The sequence below is a fragment of the Streptomyces sp. NBC_00523 genome (assembly GCF_036346615.1).
GTDB lineage: Bacteria > Actinomycetota > Actinomycetes > Streptomycetales > Streptomycetaceae > Streptomyces.
The window spans coordinates 5,545,446-5,565,569 of sequence record NZ_CP107836.1 but is presented as its reverse complement, the minus strand read 5'-3'; the positions used below and the strand labels follow the sequence as shown (position 1 = coordinate 5,565,569).

Below are 20,124 nucleotides of genomic sequence, written 5' to 3'. Positions count from 1 at the left end.
AGCCCACCACGTGGCGGAGTCCCGCTCTCGCCCAGCGTGAAACGGATCACCCATTCGAGCGAAGCGTTAGCCGTTCGGCGTTTCGAGCCAGGCCGGATCGATCATGCCTTCGGCGACGATGACGGCCGGTCCGGTCATGTCGATCCCGCCGTCCGGGTGCTCCGTGATGGCGAGGCTGCCGCCGGGGAGGTCGACGGTGTACGTGACGGGCTCGCCGGTCCGCGCGGGGTCGGTCTGGTCCCGGCGGGCGGCCGCGACGGCCACCGCGCAGGCGCCGGTGCCGCAGGAGCGGGTCTCGCCGGAGCCGCGCTCGTGCACCCGCATGGCGACGTGGCGGGGGCCCCGGTCCACGACGAACTCGATGTTGACGCCCTCGGGGTAGACGGCGGCCGGGGCGAAGGCGGGCTCGGTGAGCAGATCACCGGCGTGGTCCAGGTCGTCCACGAAGGCGACGGCGTGCGGATTGCCCATGTTGACGTTGCGGGCGTCCCAGGCCCGGCCGCCCACGGTGACGGTGACGCCGTCGGCGGGGAGCAGGGCGCGCCCCATGGAGACGGTGACGTCGCCGTTCTTGGCGAGGTGGACCTTCTTGACGCCGCCCCGGGTGGCGACGGCGAGGTCGCCCGGCTCGACCAGACCGGCGCGCTGGAGGTAGCGGGCGAAGACCCGTACGCCGTTGCCGCACATCTCGGCGACCGAGCCGTCGGAGTTGCGGTAGTCCATGAACCACTCGGCGTCCTCGGCCATCGCCTTGGCCTCGGGGTGCGCGGCGGAGCGCACGACGTGCAGCAGGCCGTCGCCGCCGATGCCCGCGCGGCGGTCGCAGAGCCGGGCGACGACGGAGGCGGGCAGGTCGAGGGCGTTGTCCGGGTCGGGAACGATCACGAAGTCGTTCTCGGTGCCGTGGCCCTTGAGGAAGGCGATCTGCGAGGTGGTCACGGGACAACTGTACGAGGCGGCACGGACAGCCGGAAAACGGTCCGCTGCGCGGACAGGGGCATGGGGCGCTCTCCGGGCCGATGTCTCCGGCCCCGCGTCCCGGCAGGTCAGCGCAGCCGGGCCACGCGCCAGACGGCGAGCGCGACGAGCACCGCGCAGACCCCGGCGTAGAGCGCGATCACGCGCCAGTCCGGGCGCTGCGCGGAGCCTCGGGAGGGCAGTCCGGGCCAGGCGTAGCCGACGCGGCGGGCGGCCATCATGGACCACCCGGCGGCGCAGCAGCTGATCAGGAGGCCCAGCATGGCGACGACCGCGCCGCCGTCACCGAACTCGAAGGCCAGCGGGAAGGCGAACATCAGGGAGCCCACCGCGGCGAGCATGACGATGGGCGCGAGCTGCCAGATGCGCAGCCGTCGGGTGGGCCGCAGCTCGACCTCGACCTCGGGGGTCACGTCGAGCTCGTCGGGCCCGTCCGGGCTGAGGCTGTCCGCCTCGTGCCCGGCGCCCGGTGCGCCGTGTTCCGGTGCGTCTCGTTCCGTGTCGCGAGGGCCGGCCTCCATCGCCACGCGCCCTCCCAACTCGGACTCAGTCGATCGATGCTCGATGATGGCACGGCCGCGGTCGCCGAAATGACGGGCGGAGCGTCCCGATGCCATCACGTGATCAGGCTGTAACCGCTCGTTCGACCAACGCCAGCGCCTGGCTGGGGAGTTCCCCGCGGTGCTGCACGGCACCACTGAGCCATTGGACGCGCGGGTCGCGGCGGAACCAGGAGTCCTGACGGCGCGCGAAGCGTTTGGTGGCGCGCACGGTTTCGGCGCGCGCCTGGTCCTCGGTGCACTCGCCGGCGAGCGCGGACAGCACCTGCTGGTAGCCGAGGGCCCGCGAGGCGGTACGCCCTTCGCGCAGCCCCTGCGCCTCCAGGGTGCGCACCTCGTCCACGAGGCCCGCGTCCCACATGCGGTCGACGCGCAGGGCGATGCGCTCGTCGAGTTCGGGGCGCTCCACGTCGACGCCGATCTGGACGGCGTCGTAGACGGCGTCGTCGCCGGGGAGGTTCGCGGTGAACGGCTTGCCGGTGATCTCGATGACCTCCAGGGCGCGGACGATGCGGCGGCCGTTGCTCGGGAGGATCGCGCGGCCGGCCTCGGGGTCGGCGGCGGCGAGCCGGGCATGCAGTGCTCCGGAGCCGTGTGCGTCCAGCTCCGCCTCCAGCGCGGCCCGGACGCCGGGGTCCGTGCCGGGGAACTCCAGGGCGTCGATCGCGCCCTTCACGTACAGGCCGGAGCCGCCGACCAGGATCGGGGTGCGGTCCTCGGCGAGGAGCCGGTCGATCTCGGCGCGGGCGAGGCGCTGGTACTCGGCGACGCTGGCGGTCTCGGTGACGTCCCAGATGTCCAGCAGCCGGTGCGGTACGGCGGCGCGCTCGGCGAGCGTCAGCTTGGCGGTGCCGATGTCCATCCCCCGGTAGAGCTGCATGGAGTCGGCGTTGATGACTTCGCCTCCGAGCTGCTGGGCGAGGTACACCCCCAGGTCGGACTTACCTGCTGCGGTGGGACCGACGACGGTGATGACCCGAGGTGCGGGAGCTGAGCTTGTCACCGGCTCAGTCTCCCTCAAACCTGCGCCGCGTATCCCGAATGAGGGAAGCCCGGGCGGGGAAGGTGACGCGACAGTGCGGTCCTCCCCGTACAGTGGTTGTACATATGGGTTATTTCTCACAGTTTCCGAGCGGAGAAGGTGCCCGATGGGCTTCATGGACAATGTGAAGGCGAAGCTGGCCCCGGCCAAGGAGAAGGTCAGCGACCTCGCGCAGCAGCATGGGGACAAGATCGACCAAGGGCTTGAGAAGGCGGCCCGGACGGTGGACGAGAAGACCAAGGGCAAATACAGCGACAAGATCGTGACGGGCCGGCAGAAGGCCAAGGACGCGGTGGACAAGCTGGCGAACAAGGACGGCGGCACGCCTCCGACGCCCCCGCCGGCAGCCTGACAGCACCATGCGTGGAGGGCCCCGGAGCAAGGCTTGCTCCGGGGCCCTCCACGCATGGTGCTGTCAGGCCCAGGTGGCGACCAGATAGCCCACGCCGTACGGCGCGTCCTCGTACAGCAGCCGGCCGGCCAGACCGGCCCCCTCGGCCGCGCCCGCCAGCACCTGCCAGGGCGCGCGCCCCGCGGCCTTCAGCTCGTACGCGAGTGCCTCGTCCAGCACGGTCAGCGCCTTCGTGTCGGCGGCGCCCAGGGCCCGCGCGGCCTCCGCGTCGAACGCCGCCGCGCGCTCGTCCAGATAGCCCGGGGCCTTCACCGTGCGGCAGGCGCTGCCGTCGCCCATCACCAGCAGGGCGACCCGGTCCGCCCGGCGGGCCAGCTCCCGCCCGGTCTCCGTGCAGCGCGCGGCCTCCAGCGACTCCGCGATGCCCAGGCCCTCGACGGGGGCGTCGGCCCATCCCGTACGGGCGAGGAGCCAGGCGCCCACCGCGAGCGAGGGCGGGAGGGGGCGGGCGTCGCGCGATCCCCGGTCCCGGCCGAGCCGGACCTCCCGGTCGACGCCGAATTCCCGGAAGCCGCCGACGGCGCCCTCGGGGTGGCTGCCGCGCCCATCGGGCCCGGCCGGGCCGATCACCACGAGCAGGTCGGGCCGGGAGGCGGCGAGGACGCCCAGGGCGTCGGTGCACGCCGTCCGGGCGGCGTCCAGCTCGGGTGCGGCACCGGCGGCCACGTCGGGGACGAGCAGCGGCGGACAGGGGCAGACAGCGGCGGCGACAAGCATGGTCGGCAGCGTACTGCGCCGTACCTCGGCCGCAGCCGCAGCCCAGGGGGTCAGTCGCAGCCGCAGCCAGGGGCCGCCGTCGCGGGCAGCGGCGCCGGGGCACCGATGCCGGGCAGGCCCAGCATGACGCCGGCCGGCTTGGCGGCCGCGGCGGCGTTCCGCTTCTCCCAGGCGTCGCCGGAGCGGGTCCGGCGCACGGCGGCCGGGGTGCCCTCGGCGAGCAGGTGGTGCGGGGCTGCGTAGGTGATCTCGACGGTCACCACGTCGCCGGGGCGGACGTCCTGGTCCGGCTTGGTGAAGTGGACCAGGCGGTTGTCGGGGGCGCGGCCGGACAGCCGGTGGGTGGCGCCGTCCTTGCGGCCCTCGCCCTCGGCGACCATGACGTCCAGGGTGCGGCCGACCTGCTTCTTGTTCTCCTCCCAGGAGATGTCCTCCTGGAGGGCGGAGAGGCGCATGTAACGCTCCTGGACGACCTCCTTGGGGATCTGCCCCTCCATGTCGGCGGCGGGGGTGCCGGGACGCTTGGAGTACTGGAAGGTGAAGGCGTTCGCGAAGCGCGCCTCGCGGACCGCGTGCATCGTCTGCTCGAAGTCCTCCTCGGTCTCGCCGGGGAAGCCGACGATGATGTCGGTGGAGATCGCGGCGTCGGGCATCGCGGCCCGCACCTTCTCGATGATCCCGAGGAAGCGTTCCTGCCGGTAGGAGCGGCGCATCGCCTTGAGGACCCGGTCCGAACCGGACTGCATCGGCATGTGCAGCTGCGGCATCACGTTCGGCGTCTCGGCCATGGCGGCGATGACGTCGTCGGTGAAGTCGCGCGGGTGCGGCGAGGTGAAGCGGACGCGTTCCAGGCCCTCGATCTTCCCGCAGGCGCGCAGCAGCTTGGAGAACGCCTCGCGGTCGCCGATGTCGGAGCCGTACGCGTTGACGTTCTGGCCGAGCAGGGTGATCTCGGAGACGCCCTCGGCGACCAGGGCCTCGATCTCGGCGAGGATGTCGCCGGTGCGGCGGTCCTTCTCCTTGCCGCGCAGGGCCGGAACGATGCAGAACGTGCAGGTGTTGTTGCAGCCCACGGAGATGGAGACCCAGGCGGCGTACGCGGACTCGCGGCGGGTGGGCAGCGTGGAGGGGAAGGCTTCCAGGGATTCGGCGATCTCGACCTGCGCCTCCTCCTGGACGCGGGCGCGCTCCAGCAGCACGGGGAGCTTGCCGATGTTGTGCGTGCCGAAGACGACGTCGACCCAGGGCGCCCGCTGGACGATGGTGTCCCGGTCCTTCTGGGCGAGGCAGCCGCCGACGGCGATCTGCATGCCGGGGCGCTTGGTCTTCATCGGGGCGAGCCGGCCGAGGTTGCCGTAGAGCTTGTTGTCGGCGTTCTCACGGACCGCGCAGGTGTTGAAGACGACGACGTCGGCGTCGCCGTCGGAGCCCTCGGGCGCGCGCACGTAGCCGGCGTCCTCCAGGAGCCCCGACAAGCGCTCGGAGTCGTGGACGTTCATCTGGCACCCGTAGGTGCGCACCTCATAGCTTTTTCTGACGTCCACTGCTTCGCTCCGGTTGCCGCTGCTCATGTGACAAGGGTAGGTGGTGTCCGGGATCCCTCCGCCTCGGGCGGGTGATCCGACGACGCCCCTGGCCACGGCCGGGAACGACCTGGCAGGATCGCCGCCATGCTCCCGGCCCTGTCCCGAATCGGCCGGCGTCGCTCCCTGCGGGCGGGCGCCGCCCTCGCCGTCGTGCTCGGACTGCTGCTCTGGTGGCTGCTCCCGCTCGGCGACCCGGCGCCCACCGGCACCCTGTCGTTCAGTACGGGGGTGCGCAGCGGCGTCTACCAGCGCTATGGGGAGCGGCTGAAGGGGGCCCTGGCCAAGGATCTGCCCGATGTGTCGATAAATCTCCAGACCAGCGAGGGCTCGCAGCAGAACCTGGCCAGGGTCGCGGCGGGCAAGGCGGACTTCACCATCGCCACCACCGATGCCGTCGCCACCTATCTGCGCGCCCGGAAGCCCGGCTACGAGCGGCTGCGCGGCTGTGTCCGGCTGTACGACGACTACATACAGCTGGTCGTGAAGCGGGACTCGGACATCGACAGCGTGGCGGATCTGCGCGGCCGTACGGTCGCCGTGGGCCAGGCGGGGTCGGGGGTGAAGCTGGTCGCGGATCGGCTGATGACGGCCGCGGGTCTCGATCCGGTCAATGACGTGACGCCGTTGCCGGTGGGCATCGACACGATGCCGAAGCTGCTGGAGGAGGGCAGGATCGACGCGTTCTTCTGGTCGGGCGGGCTGCCCACGACGGCGGTGACCGATCTGTCGGAGCGGTTCGCGATCCGGCTGGTTCCGCTGGAGGAGCCGCTGATCAAGCAGCTCCAGTCGGCGGGCGGTTCCACCCGCTACTACCGGTCGGCCGTGATGCCCGCCGACGCGTACCGCAACGCGCAGCAGGGCCAGGCCGTACCCACGGTGGCGGTCGCCAATGTGCTGGTCACCACGGACCGCACGGACGCGGCGATGACCGAGGCGTTCACGCGGACCGTGATCGACAGCCGCGACCGCATCGGGCGCGAGGTGCACGCGGCGCAGCTGGTGGACCTGCGGACGGCCATCTACACCGATCCGCTCCCGCTGCACGAAGGGGCGAAGCGCTACTACCGCTCGGTCAAGCCGTAGCTCTCAGCCCTTGGGGTCGTGGCGCGGCACGGAGACCGTGACGCTGAGCCCGTACGGCTCCTTGCGCGCGTACGAGAGGGAGCCGCCGCCCGCCGCGAGGAGCGCCTGCGAGATGGAGAGGCCGAGGCCCGAGCCCTGGATGTTCTGGTGCTGGGAGCTGCGCCAGAAGCGGTCGCCGACCCGTTCCAGCTCCTGGTCGGTGAGGCCGGGCCCGCCGTCGGCGACGGCCACCGTGACGTCCTCGCTGCCGGAGGCGACGGTGACGCGGACCTCCTCGTCGGCGGGCGTGAATTTGAGGGCGTTGTCGATGATGGCGTCGAGCGCGCTGGACAGGGCGATGGGGTCCGCCCAGGCCGTGACGGCGGGCGGTCCGTCGGCCCGGAGCCGTACGCCCTTCTCCTCGGCCACCGGCCGCCAGGACGCGACGCGTTCGGCGGTGAGGGCGCCGATGTCCGTGAGCTGGAGGTCGCTCTCGGCGTGCTCGGCGAGCGCGAGGTCGAGCAGGTCGTCCAGGACCTGGCCGAGGCGGCGGCCCTCGGTGCGCACGGAGGCGATCTCCTCGTTGCCCTCCGGCAGTTCGAGGGCGAGCAGTTCGATGCGCAGCAGCAGGGCGGCCAGTGGGTTGCGCAACTGGTGGGAGGCGTCGGCGACGAAGGCGCGCTGCTGCTCCAGGACGTCCTCGACGTTGTCGGCCATCTCGTTGAACGAGCGGGCCAGCCGCCTGAGTTCCGGGGGCCCGCCGGATGCGGCGACCCGGGAGCGCATGCGGCCGCTGGCGATGTCGTGGGCCGCGGCGTCCAGGGTCTCGACGGGCAGCAGGACCCAGCCGGTGAGCCGGATCGCGGCGCCGACGGCGACCAGCATCGCGACCGCCTCGCCCGCCGCGATGAGCAGCCAGCCGCGGATCGTGTCGCCGCGCATCTGGCCGGTGGGCGAGTCGATGACGACGACGGCGATGACGTCTCCGTCGCGTACGACGGGCGAGGCGACGACCACACGGCCGTTCTGCCAGGGCCAGACCTGGGGCGGGTCGTGGCTGCGGCGGCCGAGCAGCGCCTCGCTGAAGGCGGCGCGCCCCTCCCCCTCGACAGGCAGCCGCCACGTGTCCGGGGCCTTCGCCATGGCGGAGTCGTCACGGTAGAAGACACCGGCGCGGATCCCGTACACCGAGTTGTACGTTTCCAGTTCGGTCTGGAGGGTACGGCGCCGTTCGTCGTAGCCGCTGGTGCGCTCGGTGATGAACTGGGCGAGTGCGGCGAAGCGTGCCGTGTCGTCGATGCGGTCGATCACGACGCGCTGCTGTTCGGCGGCGGCCACGCTGACGGCGAGCGGGAAGCCGAGGGCGAGCAGGACACTCGCCATCAGGACGATGAGCAGCGGGAGCAGCCGGGTACGCACCGGGGACGTACGCCTTTACGCGGACGGGGAGACGAGGCGGTAGCCGACCCCGCGCACCGTCTCGATCAGGGCGGGCAGCCGCAGCTTGGACCGGAGCGAGGCGACGTGCACCTCCAGCGTGCGGCCCGTTCCCTCCCAGCTGGTGCGCCACACCTCGCTGATGATCTGTTCGCGGCGGAAGACCACTCCGGGGCGCTGGGCGAGGAGCGCGAGCAGGTCGAACTCCTTGCGGGTGAGCTGCACCTCCGTGCCGTCGACGCTGACCCGGCGGGTGGGCAGCTCGATGCTGACGTGCCCCAGGCGCAGCGCCGCGACGGGTGTGGACACGGTGTCCTCGTTGCTCGCCTTCCGCCGGCTGACGGCGTGGATACGGGCCAGCAGCTCGCCGGTGTCGTACGGCTTGGTCACGTAGTCGTCGGCGCCGAGGTTGAGTCCGTGGATGCGGGAGCGTACGTCGGCGCGGGCGGTGACCATGATCACCGGCACGGAACTGCGCTTGCGGATCTTGCCGCACACCTCGTAGCCGTCCTGGTCGGGAAGGCCGAGGTCGAGGAGCACGACGCCGAAGGGCTCGGTGTCGGTGGGCAGGAGCGCCTGCAGGGCCTCGTCGCCGCTGCGGGCGTGGACGACCTGGAAGCCGTGCCGGGCGAGAATCGCGGACAGGGCGGCGGCGACGTGGTTGTCGTCCTCGACGAGCAGCAGTCTCATGGCCCCCCTCTTGGCAGCGGCGTGTGCCGGCGATCGGTCCGTACGGTCGTGTACGCCCCCGGTCACTTCCCCGTTCCGGGGTGTTTCACGTAGGGGTGTACCAGGGAATCCACGCCGATCACGGGTGGACAGTCAAGGGCCTGCCCGTTGTATCCGGGTTTCCGTTATGCACCCGGTACGGCCGGTACGAGCGGCGTGACGTCCCGTTCACACGGAGTGTCCGGTTGCCGCCGGATCGTTATGCTCAATTTCCGCTCAGATGTAATGACGTTCGTAGCACTGCGTCACTAGGGTCCTTCCCAACCGAGGAGGACGGAGCAAGAAGCCGATGAGCGGAGTTTCAGTGACCAAGGGCGCCGAGGACGCTGCACCCGCGCCCGCCGGCGATCTGGTTGTGCTGAGCAACGTCAACAAGCACTTCGGCGCGCTGCATGTGCTCCAGGACATCGACCTGACGATCGCCCGCGGCGAGGTCGTGGTCGTCATCGGGCCGTCCGGGTCCGGTAAGTCCACGCTGTGCCGCACGATCAACCGCTTGGAGACGATCGACTCGGGCGCGATCACGATCGACGGGAAGCCGTTGCCCGCGGAGGGCAAGGAGCTGGCGCGGCTGCGTGCCGATGTCGGCATGGTCTTCCAGTCGTTCAATCTCTTCGCCCACAAGACGGTCCTCGAGAACGTGATGCTCGGGCAGCTGAAGGTCCGCAAGACGGACAAGAAGGCGGCCGAGGACAAGGCGCGTTCGCTGCTCGACCGGGTGGGCGTCGGTACGCAGGCCGACAAGTACCCCTCCCAGCTCTCCGGCGGCCAGCAGCAGCGCGTCGCGATCGCCCGGGCCCTGGCGATGGACCCGAAGGTCATGCTCTTCGACGAGCCGACCTCGGCTCTCGACCCGGAGATGATCAACGAGGTGCTGGAAGTCATGCAGCAGCTCGCCCGCGAGGGCATGACGATGGTCGTCGTCACCCACGAGATGGGCTTCGCGCGCTCGGCGGCGAACCGGGTCGTCTTCATGGCGGACGGAAAGATCGTCGAAGAGGCCACGCCCGACCAGTTCTTCAGCAACCCGCGCAGTGACCGGGCCAAGGACTTCCTGTCGAAGATCCTTCACCACTGACGGAGCCCGCCGTACCGGCTCCGGTATCCGCTGATCACTCACTTCGCGTCAACTCTAGGGAATTCCACCATGCAGCTTCGTAAGGTCACCGCCGCCTCGGCCGCCGTGCTCGCCCTCGCCCTCACCGCTACCGCCTGTGGTTCCGACGACAAGGACGACTCGGCCGGTTCGGGTGGCGGCAAGAAGATCACCATCGGCATCAAGATCGACCAGCCGGGTATCGGCCTGAAGACGCCGGACGGCAAGTTCACCGGCTTCGACGTCGACGTCGCCACGTACGTCGCCAAGGAGCTCGGCTACGACGCCAAGAACATCGAGTTCAAGGAGACGAAGAGCGCCGACCGCGAGACGGCGATCTCGCGCGGTGACGTCAAGTTCATCGTCGCCTCCTACTCCATCACCGACGAGCGCCTGCAGAAGGTCGACTTCGCCGGTCCGTACCTGCTGGCCCACCAGGACATCCTGGTCCGCGCGGACGACGACTCGTTCAAGAAGCCCGAGGACCTGAACAACAAGAAGCTCTGCTCGGTCGCCGGTTCGACCTCCGCGCAGAACGTCCACGACAAGCTGGCCCCGAAGGCGCAGCTGCTGGAGTACGGCGGCTACTCGGAGTGCCTGACCGGCCTCGAGAACAAGGCCGTCGACGCGCTGACCACGGACGACAGCATCCTGGCCGGCTACGCCTCGCAGGACGCCAACAAGGGCAAGTTCAAGCTGGCCGGCTTCAAGATGACCAACGAGAACTACGGCATCGGCCTGAAGAAGGGCGACGCCGACCTCAAGAAGAAGATCAACGACGCGCTGACCAAGATGGTTTCGGACGGCTCGTGGCAGAAGGCCGTGGACGCGAACTTCGGTCCGGCCGGCTACAAGAACGAGAAGGCTCCGAAGATCGGCAACGTCGTCAAGTGAAGCAGGGCTGACCGGGCGCGCCGCCGCTGAACGGCGGCGCGCCGCGCCCTCCTACACGTGGAAGCACGGGAGATCGTGTTCGACTTTCTTGATGGTTATGACCTGTTGGGGGCCTTCTGGGTCACGGTGAAGCTCACCGTGTTCTCCGCCCTCGGCTCCCTCGTATGGGGAACGCTGCTGGCCGGCATGAGGGTCAGCCCGGTCCCCCTGATGCGCGGTTTCGCGACCGTCTATGTGAACGTGGTCCGGAACATTCCGCTGACCGTGATCATCGTCTTCGCCTCGCTGGGCCTCTTCCAGACTCTTCAGATCACACTCGGGGGCGGAGGCGACTTCAAGGTCATCAACTTCCGGCTCGCGGTGCTCGCCTTCACCGCCTACACGGCGTCGTTCGTGTGCGAGGCCCTCCGTTCAGGCATCAACACGGTGCCGGTCGGCCAGGCGGAGGCGGCCCGGGCACTCGGGCTCAGCTTCGGCCAGGTGCTCCGGCTGATCGTGCTCCCGCAGGCGTTCCGGTCGGTGGTCAACCCGCTGTCCAACGTACTCATCGCACTGACGAAGAACACCACCGTCGCAGCGGCGATCGGGGTCGCGGAAGCCTCGTACCTGATGAAGGAAATGGTCGAGAACGAGGCCCAGCTGCTGCTGATCTCCGGTGTGTTCGTCCTCGGCTTCATCATCCTGACCCTCCCGACCGGCCTCATCCTCGGCTGGGTCGCCAAGAAGGTGGCGGTGAAGCGATGAGCTCCGTCCTGTACGACGCCCAGGGGCCCCGCGCCAAGCGGCGCAACATCCTGTACACCGTTCTCTTCGTACTGGCCGCCGCGGCGGTGGTGTGGTGGGTGTACGACGGCCTCGCCGAGAAGCACCAGCTCGACTGGGTCAAGTGGAAGCCGTTCTTCGCCGACACCCAGGCGTGGGAGACGTACATCTGGCCGGGCTTCCAGAACACGATCAAGGCGGCGTTCTACGCGCTGCTCATCGCGCTGCCGCTGGGCGCGCTCTTCGGGATCGGCCGGCTCTCGGACCACCGCTGGGTGCGCGTTCCCGGCGGAGTGATCGTGGAGTTCTTCCGCGCCATTCCCGTACTGCTCCTGATGATCATCGCCAACGCGATGTACTCCGAGTACACCGACCTGGAACCGGACACGCGTCTGCTGTACGCCGTCGTGACGGGTCTGGTGCTCTACAACGCGTCGGTGCTCGCCGAGATCGTGCGGGCAGGCATCCTGACGCTCCCCCGCGGGCAGACGGACGCGGCCAAGGCGATCGGCATGCGCAAGGGCCAGACGATGGTCTTCGTGCTGCTGCCGCAGGCGGTCACCGCGATGCTGCCGGCCATCGTCAGCCAGCTCGTGGTGATCGTGAAGGACACCGCTCTCGGCGGCGCGGTACTGAGCTACCCGGAGCTGCTGGCCTCGGTGCGGCCGATGTCCGCGAACTACGGGGCGAACACCATCGCCTGCTTCACGATCGTCGCGGTGGTGTACCTCGCGCTGAACTTCGCCCTGACGTCGTTCGCCAGCTGGCTGGAGCGTCGGCTCCGGCGCGGGAAGAAGAGCACGGGCGCGGTCGTGGGCACCGGGCCGGGGGGCGAACCGGAGACGGTCGGTGCGCCGTCGCTCAACATGGACGACGGAACCGCCGCCTGACGGCTCGTCGTACGACGCCCGCGAGGGGCGGTGGCACACCTGCCACCGCCCCTCGCCGCGTTCCGGCGTCGCTTGACGCAAGCACCGGCAGTAGGTTGCATACGTTCTGTGATCGCGCACCGAGTCCCCGACGCCGCAGCACCCCCTTCGACGCCCGCGCACCTTCCGTTCCGTTCCACCGGACCGTTCCGTTTCGCCGCGCTTCCGACGGGGGACGCACCGTGGACCCGGTGATCGTCGTCGGTGCCGGGCCGGTCGGCCTGGCGCTCTCGCTGGCCCTCGCCGCACAGGGCGTGCCGTCCGTGCTGCTCGACGAGGACCCCGACAACGACGAGACACGCCCCGCCCGTACGGTCGTGCTGCGCGAGGACACCGCGGCCTTCCTTGAGCGGCTGGGCTGCAAGGCGCTGCGGGACGAGGGACTGCGCTGGTCCGGCTGGCGTTCGGTGCGGCGCAGGCAGCTGGTGCGCGAGCTGTCGCTCGGCGAGGACCCGGTCCCGGGCAGCGAGGTACCGGCCGCCTCCGTCCACGTACCGCAGCACGCGCTCGTCCGGGGCCTGCGGGACGCGGTGGCCGCGCAGGAGCTGGTGCAGACCGCGGGGCCCAGCCGCATCGACACGCTGGAGCAGGACCCGGCCGGCATCACCGTGCACACCAGGGAGCCCGGATCGACCTGGTGGCGCGGGAGCTACCTGGTCGGCTGCGACGGGGCCCGCTCCACCGTGCGCAAACTCCTCGACATCCGGTTTCCCGGGCGTACGGCGGTGGAACGGCACGCCGTGGCCGCACTGCGCGCCGAGCTGCCCCGGCCCGGTGAGGCCGTGCTGCACCGGTCGCCGCCCTGGCGCACCGGTGGCGCCGAGGTCACGGCGCGCCCGCTGCCCGACGACGTGTGGCGGCTGGACTGGCTGCTGCCCGCGCGCGGCGAACTGGTCACGCCGGACGCGCTGGTCACCCGGGTCCGGGACACCCTGGCGGGCTGGTGCGGCGAGACACCCCCGTACGAGCTGCTGGACACCGGGGTCTACACGCTGCACCACCGGCTGGCCCGGCGGTGGCGGGTGAAGCGTTCCTTCCTGGCCGGGGACGCCGCCCATCTGCTCGGCGCCCTCGGCACCCAGGGGCTCGACGAGGGGCTGCGGGACGCGGAGAACCTGGCCTGGAAGCTGGCCCTCGCCTGGCACCACGGGGCGTCCGACGCGCTCCTCGACAGCTACCAGGCCGAACGCCGGGCCGCCGTCGCCGCACGGCTGCGGGCCGCCGACCAGTCGCTGCCGATACTGCGGGGCGGCGGAGGCCTGCGGACGCTCGTACCGGGGAGCGCACGGGGGCACGACACCCTGCTGATGGACGGGCATCTGGGCTGTGGCCCCCTCGGTGCGCCCCCTTCCTATGCCCTGTCCCCCCTTGCGCCCGCGCGCAGCGAGGCGCACGCCTCGGTGGGCACGCCCCCCGGTGCGCCGGTGGCCGATGTGCGGGTCACGGCGCCCGACGGCACCCCGGTGCGGCTGCGGGAACGGCTGGGGCAGGGGCAGTTGCTCGTGGTGCTGGTGGCGCCCGGCACTGGAGTGTGGGACCGGCGCCACTGGATGCGCGCCGGAGTGATGCCCCGGCTGGCGGAGGCCGTCGCGGGGCTGCCGGTGAAGGCCGAACTGCTGGTGGCCGAGAGCTATCCGGGGGCCTCCGCGCACACGGTTCTGCTGGTCAGGCCGGACGGGCATCTCGTGGAGGCGTTCAGCGGGGTGCGTCCGGCCGAGCTGTTCGCGGCGGCGGACGCGGCGCGCGGCGGCGCTGCCCGGACGGCGGTGCGCGCCGACAGGACCGCGGACGTCAATTGACCCTCACGGGCGCACATGGTCTACTCCCGGTCATGACCGACACCGATGTGCGCCTGTGGCGGAGGGTCCATATGGACCTGCTCCGCTATGCGGGCTGCGTGTGTCGCCCGTCCTGCTGAATCGCCTTCACCTGCCGACGCCGTGCGCTGTGCCGTACGGCGAGGCATCCGCGCGAACTCTCAGGACGGTCTCCGTGTCTGCCTCCCCCTTCCCCGCTGTTCCCGTGCCCACGCGCACGTCCGCGCCGGCTCCGACCGCCGCGGAACTGCTCGACTTCGTCCGCCGCACCGCCGAGGACACCGCACTCATCGCCTCCCTTCCCCTCGACCCCGAGGGCCGCACCTGGATCCGGCTCGACGGGCCCGGTGGCAGCGAGGCCTGGCTGATCGGCTGGCCGCCGGGTACCGGTACCGGCTGGCACGATCACGCCGATTCGATCGGCGCCTTCCTCACCGCGGCCGGCGCGCTCAGGGAGCACTCGCTCGCGGCCCGGCTGCCCACCGACGGCTGGAAGACCCTGGAACTGGCCGAGGACATCGACCGCACCCGGGAGCTGACCCCCGGCCGGGGCCGGGCCTTCGGCCGCCATCACGTCCACGAGGTGCTGAACGAGTCGGCCACGGAGCACGCCGTCTCCGTTCACGCGTACTACCCGCCGCTGCCGCGCATCCGGCGCTACAGCCGCACCGGCGCGGTGCTGCGCCTGGAGCAGACCGAGGGACCGGAGGACTGGCAGTGAGCGACGAGCCCCGCGGGATCGATGAGTTGCTGGAGCGGGTCAGGGCCGGTTACGAACGGCTGGGGCCGCACGAAGCGCGGGCGGAGGCCGCCGAGGGGGCCCTGCTCGTGGACATCCGCTACGCCGAACTGCGCGAGCGCGACGGGCTGATCCCGGGGGCGCTGGTCATCGAGCGCAACGAACTGGAATGGCGACTGGACCCGCGGGGAAGCCACCGCGTCCCGGAGGCGGTGGACCACGGCCTGCGGGTGGTGGTGATCTGCAACGAGGGTTACGCGTCGAGCCTGGCGGCCGAGTCGCTGCACCGCCTCGGCCTGTACCGGGCGACGGACCTGGTGGGCGGCTTCCAGGCGTGGCGCGCGGCGGGTCTGCCGGTCGAGACATGAGGTGAGGGGGCGGCACGGGCCGCCCCCTCACCTCATGCCCTCCTCGTCACCGGCCCGCGGCCACCTCCACCGGGCGGGTCCGCAGCGCGAACCGGCCGGGCAGCGCCGTCGCGACCAGGGCGAGCAGCGCGGCGACGCCGACCACGGTCCCGTACACCAGGGGCAGGACACCGGGCGCCGCGCTCCCCGTCATGCCGATGCTGAACGCGGTCAGCACGGCGAGCGCGATACCGGTACCGAGGGCCGCGGAGATCACCAGGACCGTCAGGGTCTCGGTACGGAGCATCCGCAGCACCTGGCGGCGGGTGGCACCCGCGAGGCGCAGCAGGGCGAACTCCCTGAACCGTTCCGACACCGACATGGCCAGCGTGTTGACGACGGCGATGGCGGTAAAGGCGAGAACGAGCCCCATGGCAAGGAGGTTGACCTCGGCGTTCTCCTGCCCCCGGTCGGCCTGGAGCCGGTCGGCGACCGCCGGGGTGGCGACCTCGACACCGGGGAACTTCTTCACGGCGGCGGACAGTTCGCCCCCGGACGCGTCCCCGGCCACCAGGACCGTTGAGGCGAGCGGGTTGTCCATGTGGTCCGCGACCAGGTCGTGCGGCAGGGTGAGGTCCCCGAAGCCGAGGCCCCGGTGGTAGACCGCGGCAACGGTGAGGGTGGTGGGGGTGCCGTCCCCGAGGTGCAGGGCGAGTTTGCTGCCGACGTGCAGCCCGAGCCGGTCGGCGGCCAGTTCGCTGATCGCGGCGGTCCGCTCGTTCGCGGCGAACGCGGCAAGGGAACCGCTCGTCACTTCCGGGTCCCAGGTGCGGGTGAGCCCCGGACCGGTGACGCCCTGCGCGGCGTACTTCTCCAGTCCCACCCGCACGGTGGTCCGTACGACCTCCGTGGCGGCGGTGACACCGGGCGTCGCGCGGACCGCCTCCGTGGCCGCCGACGGGACGCCCGGCCCCTGCGCGCCGAGCACCCAGGTGGCTCGGGTGCCCTCCCTGGCCTGGGCGCGCGCGGCGTCACCGATGGTCGGCTGGAGGAAGAGGACCGTGCACGTCATGCCGATGAGCAGGGTGAGCGGGGTGACGACGGAGGCCATCCGGGTGGAGTTTCCCCGGACGTTCGCGGCCGCCAGGGTGCTCATCGGGCCCGTCCGCCGGAGCACGCCCGCCATCAGGAAAGCGGCGGCCCGCACGAGGAGCGGCCCCAGCAGCGCGACCGCCGTGGCCAGCACCACCACGGCCAGGAAGGTCACGGGGGTCGAGGCGGCCTCGGTGCGCAGCACGCTCAGGACACCGACCAGCGTGCCGCCGCCGGCGAGCAGGAGCAGCCCCACGAGGACGCGCGCCCGCGCCGGGCGGCCGCGCTCGACCGCGGACTCGGCCATGGCCTCGGCCGGACGCAGCCCGGCGATCCGGCGGCCGGAGATCCGAGCGGCGGCCCAGGCGCCGAGCAGGGTGACCGCGACGGCGGCGCAGGCGGGGAGGATCCCGGCTGTGCGTTCCAGGGTCGGCGGTGTCACGCCCATGTCGGTGAACCTGCCGTACAGCCAGGCGGCGAGCGGCAGTCCGGCGAGCGCGCCCAGGACCCCGGCGAAGGCCCCGACGACCAGGGCTTCCCTGCCGAGCAGTCGGCGGACCTGCCGCGAGGTGGCGGCGATGGTACGGAGCAGGGCCAGCTCGCGGTGGCGCTGCTGGATGGACAGGGCGAACGTCCCGACGACGACGAGCACCGCGACCAGCAGCGAGGTGCCGCCCATGGCCCCGCCCATCGAGACCAGCTTGACGCGGGCTCCCGCCGCGTCGAGGAATTCGACCGGTCCGCGTCCGTCACCCGTCGCGACCTGGGCGGTGGTGCCCTTGAGGGCGGCCGTGACCCGTTCCTTCAGCGTGCCGGTGTCCGTGCCGGGCTCGGGCAGGACGCCGATCGCGCTGACCTGGCCCGCGCGGTCCGCGAGCCGTAGGGCCTCCGCGGCGGAGAAGAACAGCGAGCGCTGCTGCCGGAGTTCGCCCCGCCCCTGGGGCGTGGCGATGCCACTGATCCGGTACGTGCGCGGGGCGCGGGTCGACTGCACGGTGACCCGGTCTCCGGTCGCGAGGCCCGCCCGTACGGCGAGGGTCCGGTCGATCACCACGTCGTCGGCGGACGCCGGGGCACGGCCTGCGCTGAGCGTGAAGGGGGTCAGCGGGGCGGACGACCAGGCGTGCCCGTGGAAGGGGACGTCGTCGTCCGCCGCGTGGGCGGGGAGCCCGAGCGGCTGGGCGAGGAAGGTGAGTTCGGGGACGACCGTGCGGACGCCCGGCAGGTCGCGCAGCCGGTCGGCGGTGGCGGCGGGAAGCCAGGCCCGCTCGGCGACGGGCTTCGCCTTGTGCTTGGTCTTCGTCTTGCCGTTGCCCTTGTGCTTCACGGTCGTGCGGTGGACGTTCTGGTCGGCCGAGACGATCAGCGGGGCGGCCGCGTACCGCTCGGTGGCGATCCGGCCGCGCAGCCCGGTCTCCAGCAGGGTGCCGCAGGCGGTGACGAGCGCGGCGGCACACATGAGGGCGAGGAACGCCCCGAGGAATCCCGCCTTGCGGTGCCGGATCGTCCGCAGGGCATAGCGCAGCATCATGAGGCGTCCGTCTCTGATCGATCGGGGTCCGGAAGGGCGAACAGGCGGGCGCGAATCGCCCGGGCATCCGGTGCGGCGTCGACGGCGTACGTGAGCCGGCCCCGACCCCCGGCCGGCTCTTGCGGCCCGGTGTCCGCCACGAGGCCGTGCGGGGTGAGGCGTTGAACCAACTGCTGACGCCGCGCCTGGCCAAGCGCTGTGAGGACGGCCAACTCCGTGATCCCTGGCATGCGTCACACACTCCTCTGTGCGAGGGCACCTGTGCACTGGAGCATTCCGGCGTCTCCGTAGGGGGGTTGTCCCCCGGGGGTACGGCTGCGGGCGGCGGGCGGGGTGTGCGCGGCGTTACGGGGGGGACGCGGCGCACGGCTGCGCTGGGGGGCGGCCGGGCGAGGGGGGTACGGCTGCGCATGGGGTGCGTCCGCGTGGGGCGCCAGGGCCGCCATACCGGCGCGGGCTCGGCACCGTGCGGGGTGCCGGGGGCCGCCGTGCCCGTGCCGGCTCGGCTCCGCGCACCGGGCGGCCGTGCCGGTGCGGGGCACCGCCGGACGCGGGCTCGGCGCGTGCGGGGCCCGGCACGTGAGCAGGTGCGGGACGCAGGCGCCCGCGCGGCAGTACCGACGCCCGCACCGGCTCCCCCACCGGAGCCCGGCCCGACTCCGCACGGCGGGGGCCCGCGCGGGGCTGTACGGCTCGCCAGAGCGTCTGGGCCGGGCCCCGAAGGAGCGGGGCGCCGGGCGGACATCGGGGCCCCGGCTCGGGCACGGCGGGCCCGCACCGGCGGCAGTGGCTCACCGGAGCGTCAGGGCGCGGCCCCAAAAGGAACCGGGCACCGGGCGGACACCGGCGCCCCAGTACGGGCCCGGCGCCGCTCGCCGTCGCCGCGGGCACCGCCCCCGCCGGACGCACCGTCCTCGTCTCAGCCTTGGGCCGCCACCGGAATGCCCCCGTGACACACCCGTATGGCGTCGCTCAGGTGGAGCGGCCCCGGTGGCGGACGGACATTCGCCTCACGGCGGGTGCGGCCGCTCCGGCGCCCCGCCCGCCGGGACGCCGTCAGGCGCCGGTACGCCGCTACGACGGGGAGCACGCACCGATGCCGACCACCGCCCTCACCCCCGACGAACTCGACGCCCAAGCCGCGCGCCTCCATGACACGGACGCCTGGCGCCAGATCGTCACCGGCTGGGACCTGACCGCCCCGACGCCCGAGTCCCCGATCCCCGCGAGCAGCGCCCCGCCCGCGTCGGCCACGCCGACCCCCGCTGCCGACTGGCGCGCCCTGCTCTCCGTGCCGGTGGACCAGCTGATCGCCGAAAGCGTCCGGGCACTGCCCCCGGCCGCGCCGCGAGAGCGTCCGCTCCCCGGGCGCATCGGTGCGATCCTGCCCGACCGGCTCCACGCGTGGCGGAGCGTCGGGCGGCCCGATGTGCTGCCGTCCGTCCATCTCGCCCACGCCCGGCGGATCCTGACCGAGTGGGGCTGGCAGAACACCCCGTACCGGCTCCGCAACATCCGGGGGGCTCGCTGCGTCTGCGGTGCCATGCTCACCGCGCACCGCCTGGGCTACGGCTCGGCGGAGACGGTCGACCGGGCCGGAGCCTGGCTGATCGCGGAGCTCCGCACCCAGGGCTGGACCGGGCTGATCGGGCCCTGGAACCGCTACCCGGGGCGCACCGCCGAGGACGCCCTCGCGCTGATCGACGCCACCATCAGCCGGGCGGCCCGCGCCGGCCAGTAACGGCAGCCGGCTCAGAAGGGCTCGTCCAGCCCCTCCGTGTCCTCCCCCTCTTCCTCCAGCGCCCGGCGCACCACGCGCAGGGCCATTCCCTCGCCGTATCCCTTGCGGGCGAGCATGCCCGCGAGGCGGCGCAGGCGCTTGTCGCGGTCCAGGCCGCGGGTGGACCGGAGCTTGCGGGCGACGAGCTCCCGTGCGGTCTCCTCCTCCTGTTCGGAGTCGAGCTGCCCGACGGCTTCATCGATCACGGCGGCGTCCACACCCTTGGTCCGCAGCTCACGGACCAGCGCCCGGCGGGCGAGCCCCCGGCCGTGGTGCCGGGACTCCACCCAGGCGTCGGCGAACGCGGCGTCGTCGATCAGTCCGACGTCCTCGAAGCGGGACAGCACCTCTTCGGCCGCCTCGTCCGGGATCTCCCGCTTGCGGAGGGCGTCCGCGAGCTGCTTGCGGGTGCGCGGTGTGCCGGTGAGCAGGCGCAGGCAGATGTTGCGGGCCTGCTCGACCGGGTCGCGCGGTTCCCCCTTCTCGGCCCTCGACGAGGAGGGGGAACCGCTGTCACGGGACCGGGAGCGGGAACGGCGTCCCGCTCCCTCACCGGATCCGGGGGCCGCGCCGGGGTCGACGGCGCCGGCCGGCCACTCAGTACGACGCGTCAC

At 72.1% G+C, this 20,124-nt stretch carries 20 protein-coding genes; 11 read left to right on the top strand and 9 right to left on the bottom strand.

Annotation, left to right across the window (positions count from 1 at the left end):
• Positions 1-66 precede the first annotated feature (66 nt).
• The 3 genes from dapF to miaA all read right to left on the bottom strand — a co-directional run bounded on the left by dapF (position 67) and on the right by miaA (position 2,541).
• The gene (dapF, locus tag OHS17_RS25355; protein ID WP_330313998.1) at positions 67-939 is read right to left on the bottom strand and encodes a diaminopimelate epimerase; all 873 of its coding nucleotides are present in this window, start codon (positions 937-939) and stop codon (positions 67-69) included.
• Between the two features lie 107 nt (positions 940-1,046).
• Complete coding sequence (locus OHS17_RS25350) at positions 1,047-1,499, bottom strand: hypothetical protein (RefSeq protein ID WP_330315349.1); 453 nt, start codon at positions 1,497-1,499, stop codon at positions 1,047-1,049.
• Positions 1,500-1,602: 103 nt separating this feature from the next.
• A complete protein-coding gene (gene miaA, locus OHS17_RS25345) occupies positions 1,603-2,541 on the bottom strand; it encodes a tRNA (adenosine(37)-N6)-dimethylallyltransferase MiaA (protein ID WP_330313997.1) in 939 nt (312 codons plus the stop codon).
• A gap of 145 nt (positions 2,542-2,686) precedes the next feature.
• Between miaA and OHS17_RS25340 the strand changes: the two genes are divergently transcribed.
• Complete coding sequence (locus tag OHS17_RS25340; RefSeq protein WP_018105314.1) at positions 2,687-2,932, top strand: antitoxin; 246 nt, start codon at positions 2,687-2,689, stop codon at positions 2,930-2,932.
• Between the two features lie 63 nt (positions 2,933-2,995).
• Here the strand turns inward: OHS17_RS25340 and OHS17_RS25335 are convergent, their stop codons facing one another.
• Positions 2,996-3,709 carry a class III extradiol dioxygenase subunit B-like domain-containing protein gene (locus OHS17_RS25335; protein ID WP_330313996.1) on the bottom strand — a complete coding sequence of 238 codons (714 nt, stop codon included), beginning with the start codon at positions 3,707-3,709 and terminating at the stop codon, positions 2,996-2,998.
• Positions 3,710-3,759: 50 nt separating this feature from the next.
• On the bottom strand, positions 3,760-5,280 hold the full coding sequence (gene miaB, locus OHS17_RS25330) for a tRNA (N6-isopentenyl adenosine(37)-C2)-methylthiotransferase MiaB (protein WP_330313995.1): 1,521 nt from the start codon (positions 5,278-5,280) through the stop codon (positions 3,760-3,762).
• A gap of 99 nt (positions 5,281-5,379) precedes the next feature.
• Between miaB and OHS17_RS25325 the strand changes: the two genes are divergently transcribed.
• Positions 5,380-6,378, top strand: coding sequence for a TAXI family TRAP transporter solute-binding subunit (locus OHS17_RS25325; RefSeq protein WP_330313994.1), 999 nt, complete (start codon positions 5,380-5,382; stop codon positions 6,376-6,378).
• A 3-nt stretch (positions 6,379-6,381) separates the two neighbouring features.
• Here OHS17_RS25325 and OHS17_RS25320 read toward each other — a convergent pair whose 3' ends face one another.
• Together OHS17_RS25320 and OHS17_RS25315 are read right to left on the bottom strand one after the other, a co-directional pair.
• Complete coding sequence (locus tag OHS17_RS25320; RefSeq protein WP_330313993.1) at positions 6,382-7,776, bottom strand: sensor histidine kinase; 1,395 nt, start codon at positions 7,774-7,776, stop codon at positions 6,382-6,384.
• Positions 7,777-7,791: 15 nt separating this feature from the next.
• Positions 7,792-8,484, bottom strand: coding sequence for a response regulator transcription factor (locus OHS17_RS25315; RefSeq protein ID WP_330313992.1), 693 nt, complete (start codon positions 8,482-8,484; stop codon positions 7,792-7,794).
• 328 nt (positions 8,485-8,812) lie between these two features.
• Between OHS17_RS25315 and OHS17_RS25310 the strand changes: the two genes are divergently transcribed.
• The 8 genes from OHS17_RS25310 to OHS17_RS25280 all read left to right on the top strand — a co-directional run bounded on the left by OHS17_RS25310 (position 8,813) and on the right by OHS17_RS25280 (position 15,128).
• Positions 8,813-9,601 (top strand): amino acid ABC transporter ATP-binding protein, encoded by a 789-nt coding sequence (locus OHS17_RS25310; RefSeq protein ID WP_026171813.1) that lies wholly within the window; start codon positions 8,813-8,815, stop codon positions 9,599-9,601.
• 69 nt (positions 9,602-9,670) lie between these two features.
• The gene (locus tag OHS17_RS25305; RefSeq protein WP_330313991.1) at positions 9,671-10,513 is read left to right on the top strand and encodes a glutamate ABC transporter substrate-binding protein; all 843 of its coding nucleotides are present in this window, start codon (positions 9,671-9,673) and stop codon (positions 10,511-10,513) included.
• Positions 10,514-10,588: 75 nt separating this feature from the next.
• Positions 10,589-11,257 carry an amino acid ABC transporter permease gene (locus OHS17_RS25300; protein WP_330315348.1) on the top strand — a complete coding sequence of 223 codons (669 nt, stop codon included), beginning with the start codon at positions 10,589-10,591 and terminating at the stop codon, positions 11,255-11,257.
• Positions 11,254-12,165: an amino acid ABC transporter permease gene (locus OHS17_RS25295; RefSeq protein WP_330313990.1), complete on the top strand. Its 912-nt coding sequence runs from the start codon at positions 11,254-11,256 to the stop codon at positions 12,163-12,165. The genes OHS17_RS25300 and OHS17_RS25295 overlap by 4 nt, the downstream gene beginning before the upstream one ends.
• Positions 12,166-12,386: 221 nt before the next feature.
• Positions 12,387-14,003: an FAD-dependent monooxygenase gene (locus OHS17_RS25290; protein ID WP_330313989.1), complete on the top strand. Its 1,617-nt coding sequence runs from the start codon at positions 12,387-12,389 to the stop codon at positions 14,001-14,003.
• 32 nt (positions 14,004-14,035) lie between these two features.
• Positions 14,036-14,122 carry a putative leader peptide gene (locus OHS17_RS33920; RefSeq protein WP_311307652.1) on the top strand — a complete coding sequence of 29 codons (87 nt, stop codon included), beginning with the start codon at positions 14,036-14,038 and terminating at the stop codon, positions 14,120-14,122.
• Between the two features lie 104 nt (positions 14,123-14,226).
• Positions 14,227-14,742 carry a cysteine dioxygenase gene (locus tag OHS17_RS25285; protein ID WP_161210987.1) on the top strand — a complete coding sequence of 172 codons (516 nt, stop codon included), beginning with the start codon at positions 14,227-14,229 and terminating at the stop codon, positions 14,740-14,742.
• Entirely contained in the window at positions 14,739-15,128 is a 390-nt protein-coding gene (locus OHS17_RS25280; RefSeq protein WP_330313988.1) for a rhodanese-like domain-containing protein, read from the top strand. The genes OHS17_RS25285 and OHS17_RS25280 overlap by 4 nt, the downstream gene beginning before the upstream one ends.
• A gap of 46 nt (positions 15,129-15,174) precedes the next feature.
• Here the strand turns inward: OHS17_RS25280 and OHS17_RS25275 are convergent, their stop codons facing one another.
• Positions 15,175-17,730, bottom strand: a complete 2,556-nt coding sequence (locus OHS17_RS25275) for an FtsX-like permease family protein (RefSeq protein ID WP_330313987.1) — start codon at positions 17,728-17,730, stop codon at positions 15,175-15,177.
• 1,096 nt (positions 17,731-18,826) lie between these two features.
• Here OHS17_RS25275 and OHS17_RS25270 point away from each other — a divergent pair.
• Entirely contained in the window at positions 18,827-19,471 is a 645-nt protein-coding gene (locus OHS17_RS25270) for a DUF6197 family protein (RefSeq protein WP_330313986.1), read from the top strand.
• 11 nt (positions 19,472-19,482) lie between these two features.
• Here the strand turns inward: OHS17_RS25270 and recX are convergent, their stop codons facing one another.
• Positions 19,483-20,124, bottom strand: coding sequence for a recombination regulator RecX (gene recX, locus OHS17_RS25265; protein ID WP_018105299.1), 642 nt, complete (start codon positions 20,122-20,124; stop codon positions 19,483-19,485).

Coding starts and splice junctions, on each gene's coding strand:
- OHS17_RS25270 (WP_330313986.1), top strand. CDS start 18,827: ATGCCGACCACCGCCCTCACCCCCGACGAACTCGACGCCCAAGCCGCG.
- OHS17_RS25275 (WP_330313987.1), bottom strand. CDS start 17,730: ATGATGCTGCGCTATGCCCTGCGGACGATCCGGCACCGCAAGGCGGGA.
- OHS17_RS25350 (WP_330315349.1), bottom strand. CDS start 1,499: ATGGAGGCCGGCCCTCGCGACACGGAACGAGACGCACCGGAACACGGC.
- OHS17_RS25310 (WP_026171813.1), top strand. CDS start 8,813: ATGAGCGGAGTTTCAGTGACCAAGGGCGCCGAGGACGCTGCACCCGCG.
- OHS17_RS25315 (WP_330313992.1), bottom strand. CDS start 8,484: ATGAGACTGCTGCTCGTCGAGGACGACAACCACGTCGCCGCCGCCCTG.
- OHS17_RS25335 (WP_330313996.1), bottom strand. CDS start 3,709: ATGCTTGTCGCCGCCGCTGTCTGCCCCTGTCCGCCGCTGCTCGTCCCC.
- OHS17_RS25340 (WP_018105314.1), top strand. CDS start 2,687: ATGGGCTTCATGGACAATGTGAAGGCGAAGCTGGCCCCGGCCAAGGAG.
- miaB (WP_330313995.1), bottom strand. CDS start 5,280: ATGAGCAGCGGCAACCGGAGCGAAGCAGTGGACGTCAGAAAAAGCTAT.
- OHS17_RS25305 (WP_330313991.1), top strand. CDS start 9,671: ATGCAGCTTCGTAAGGTCACCGCCGCCTCGGCCGCCGTGCTCGCCCTC.
- OHS17_RS33920 (WP_311307652.1), top strand. CDS start 14,036: ATGACCGACACCGATGTGCGCCTGTGGCGGAGGGTCCATATGGACCTG.
- OHS17_RS25325 (WP_330313994.1), top strand. CDS start 5,380: ATGCTCCCGGCCCTGTCCCGAATCGGCCGGCGTCGCTCCCTGCGGGCG.
- OHS17_RS25295 (WP_330313990.1), top strand. CDS start 11,254: ATGAGCTCCGTCCTGTACGACGCCCAGGGGCCCCGCGCCAAGCGGCGC.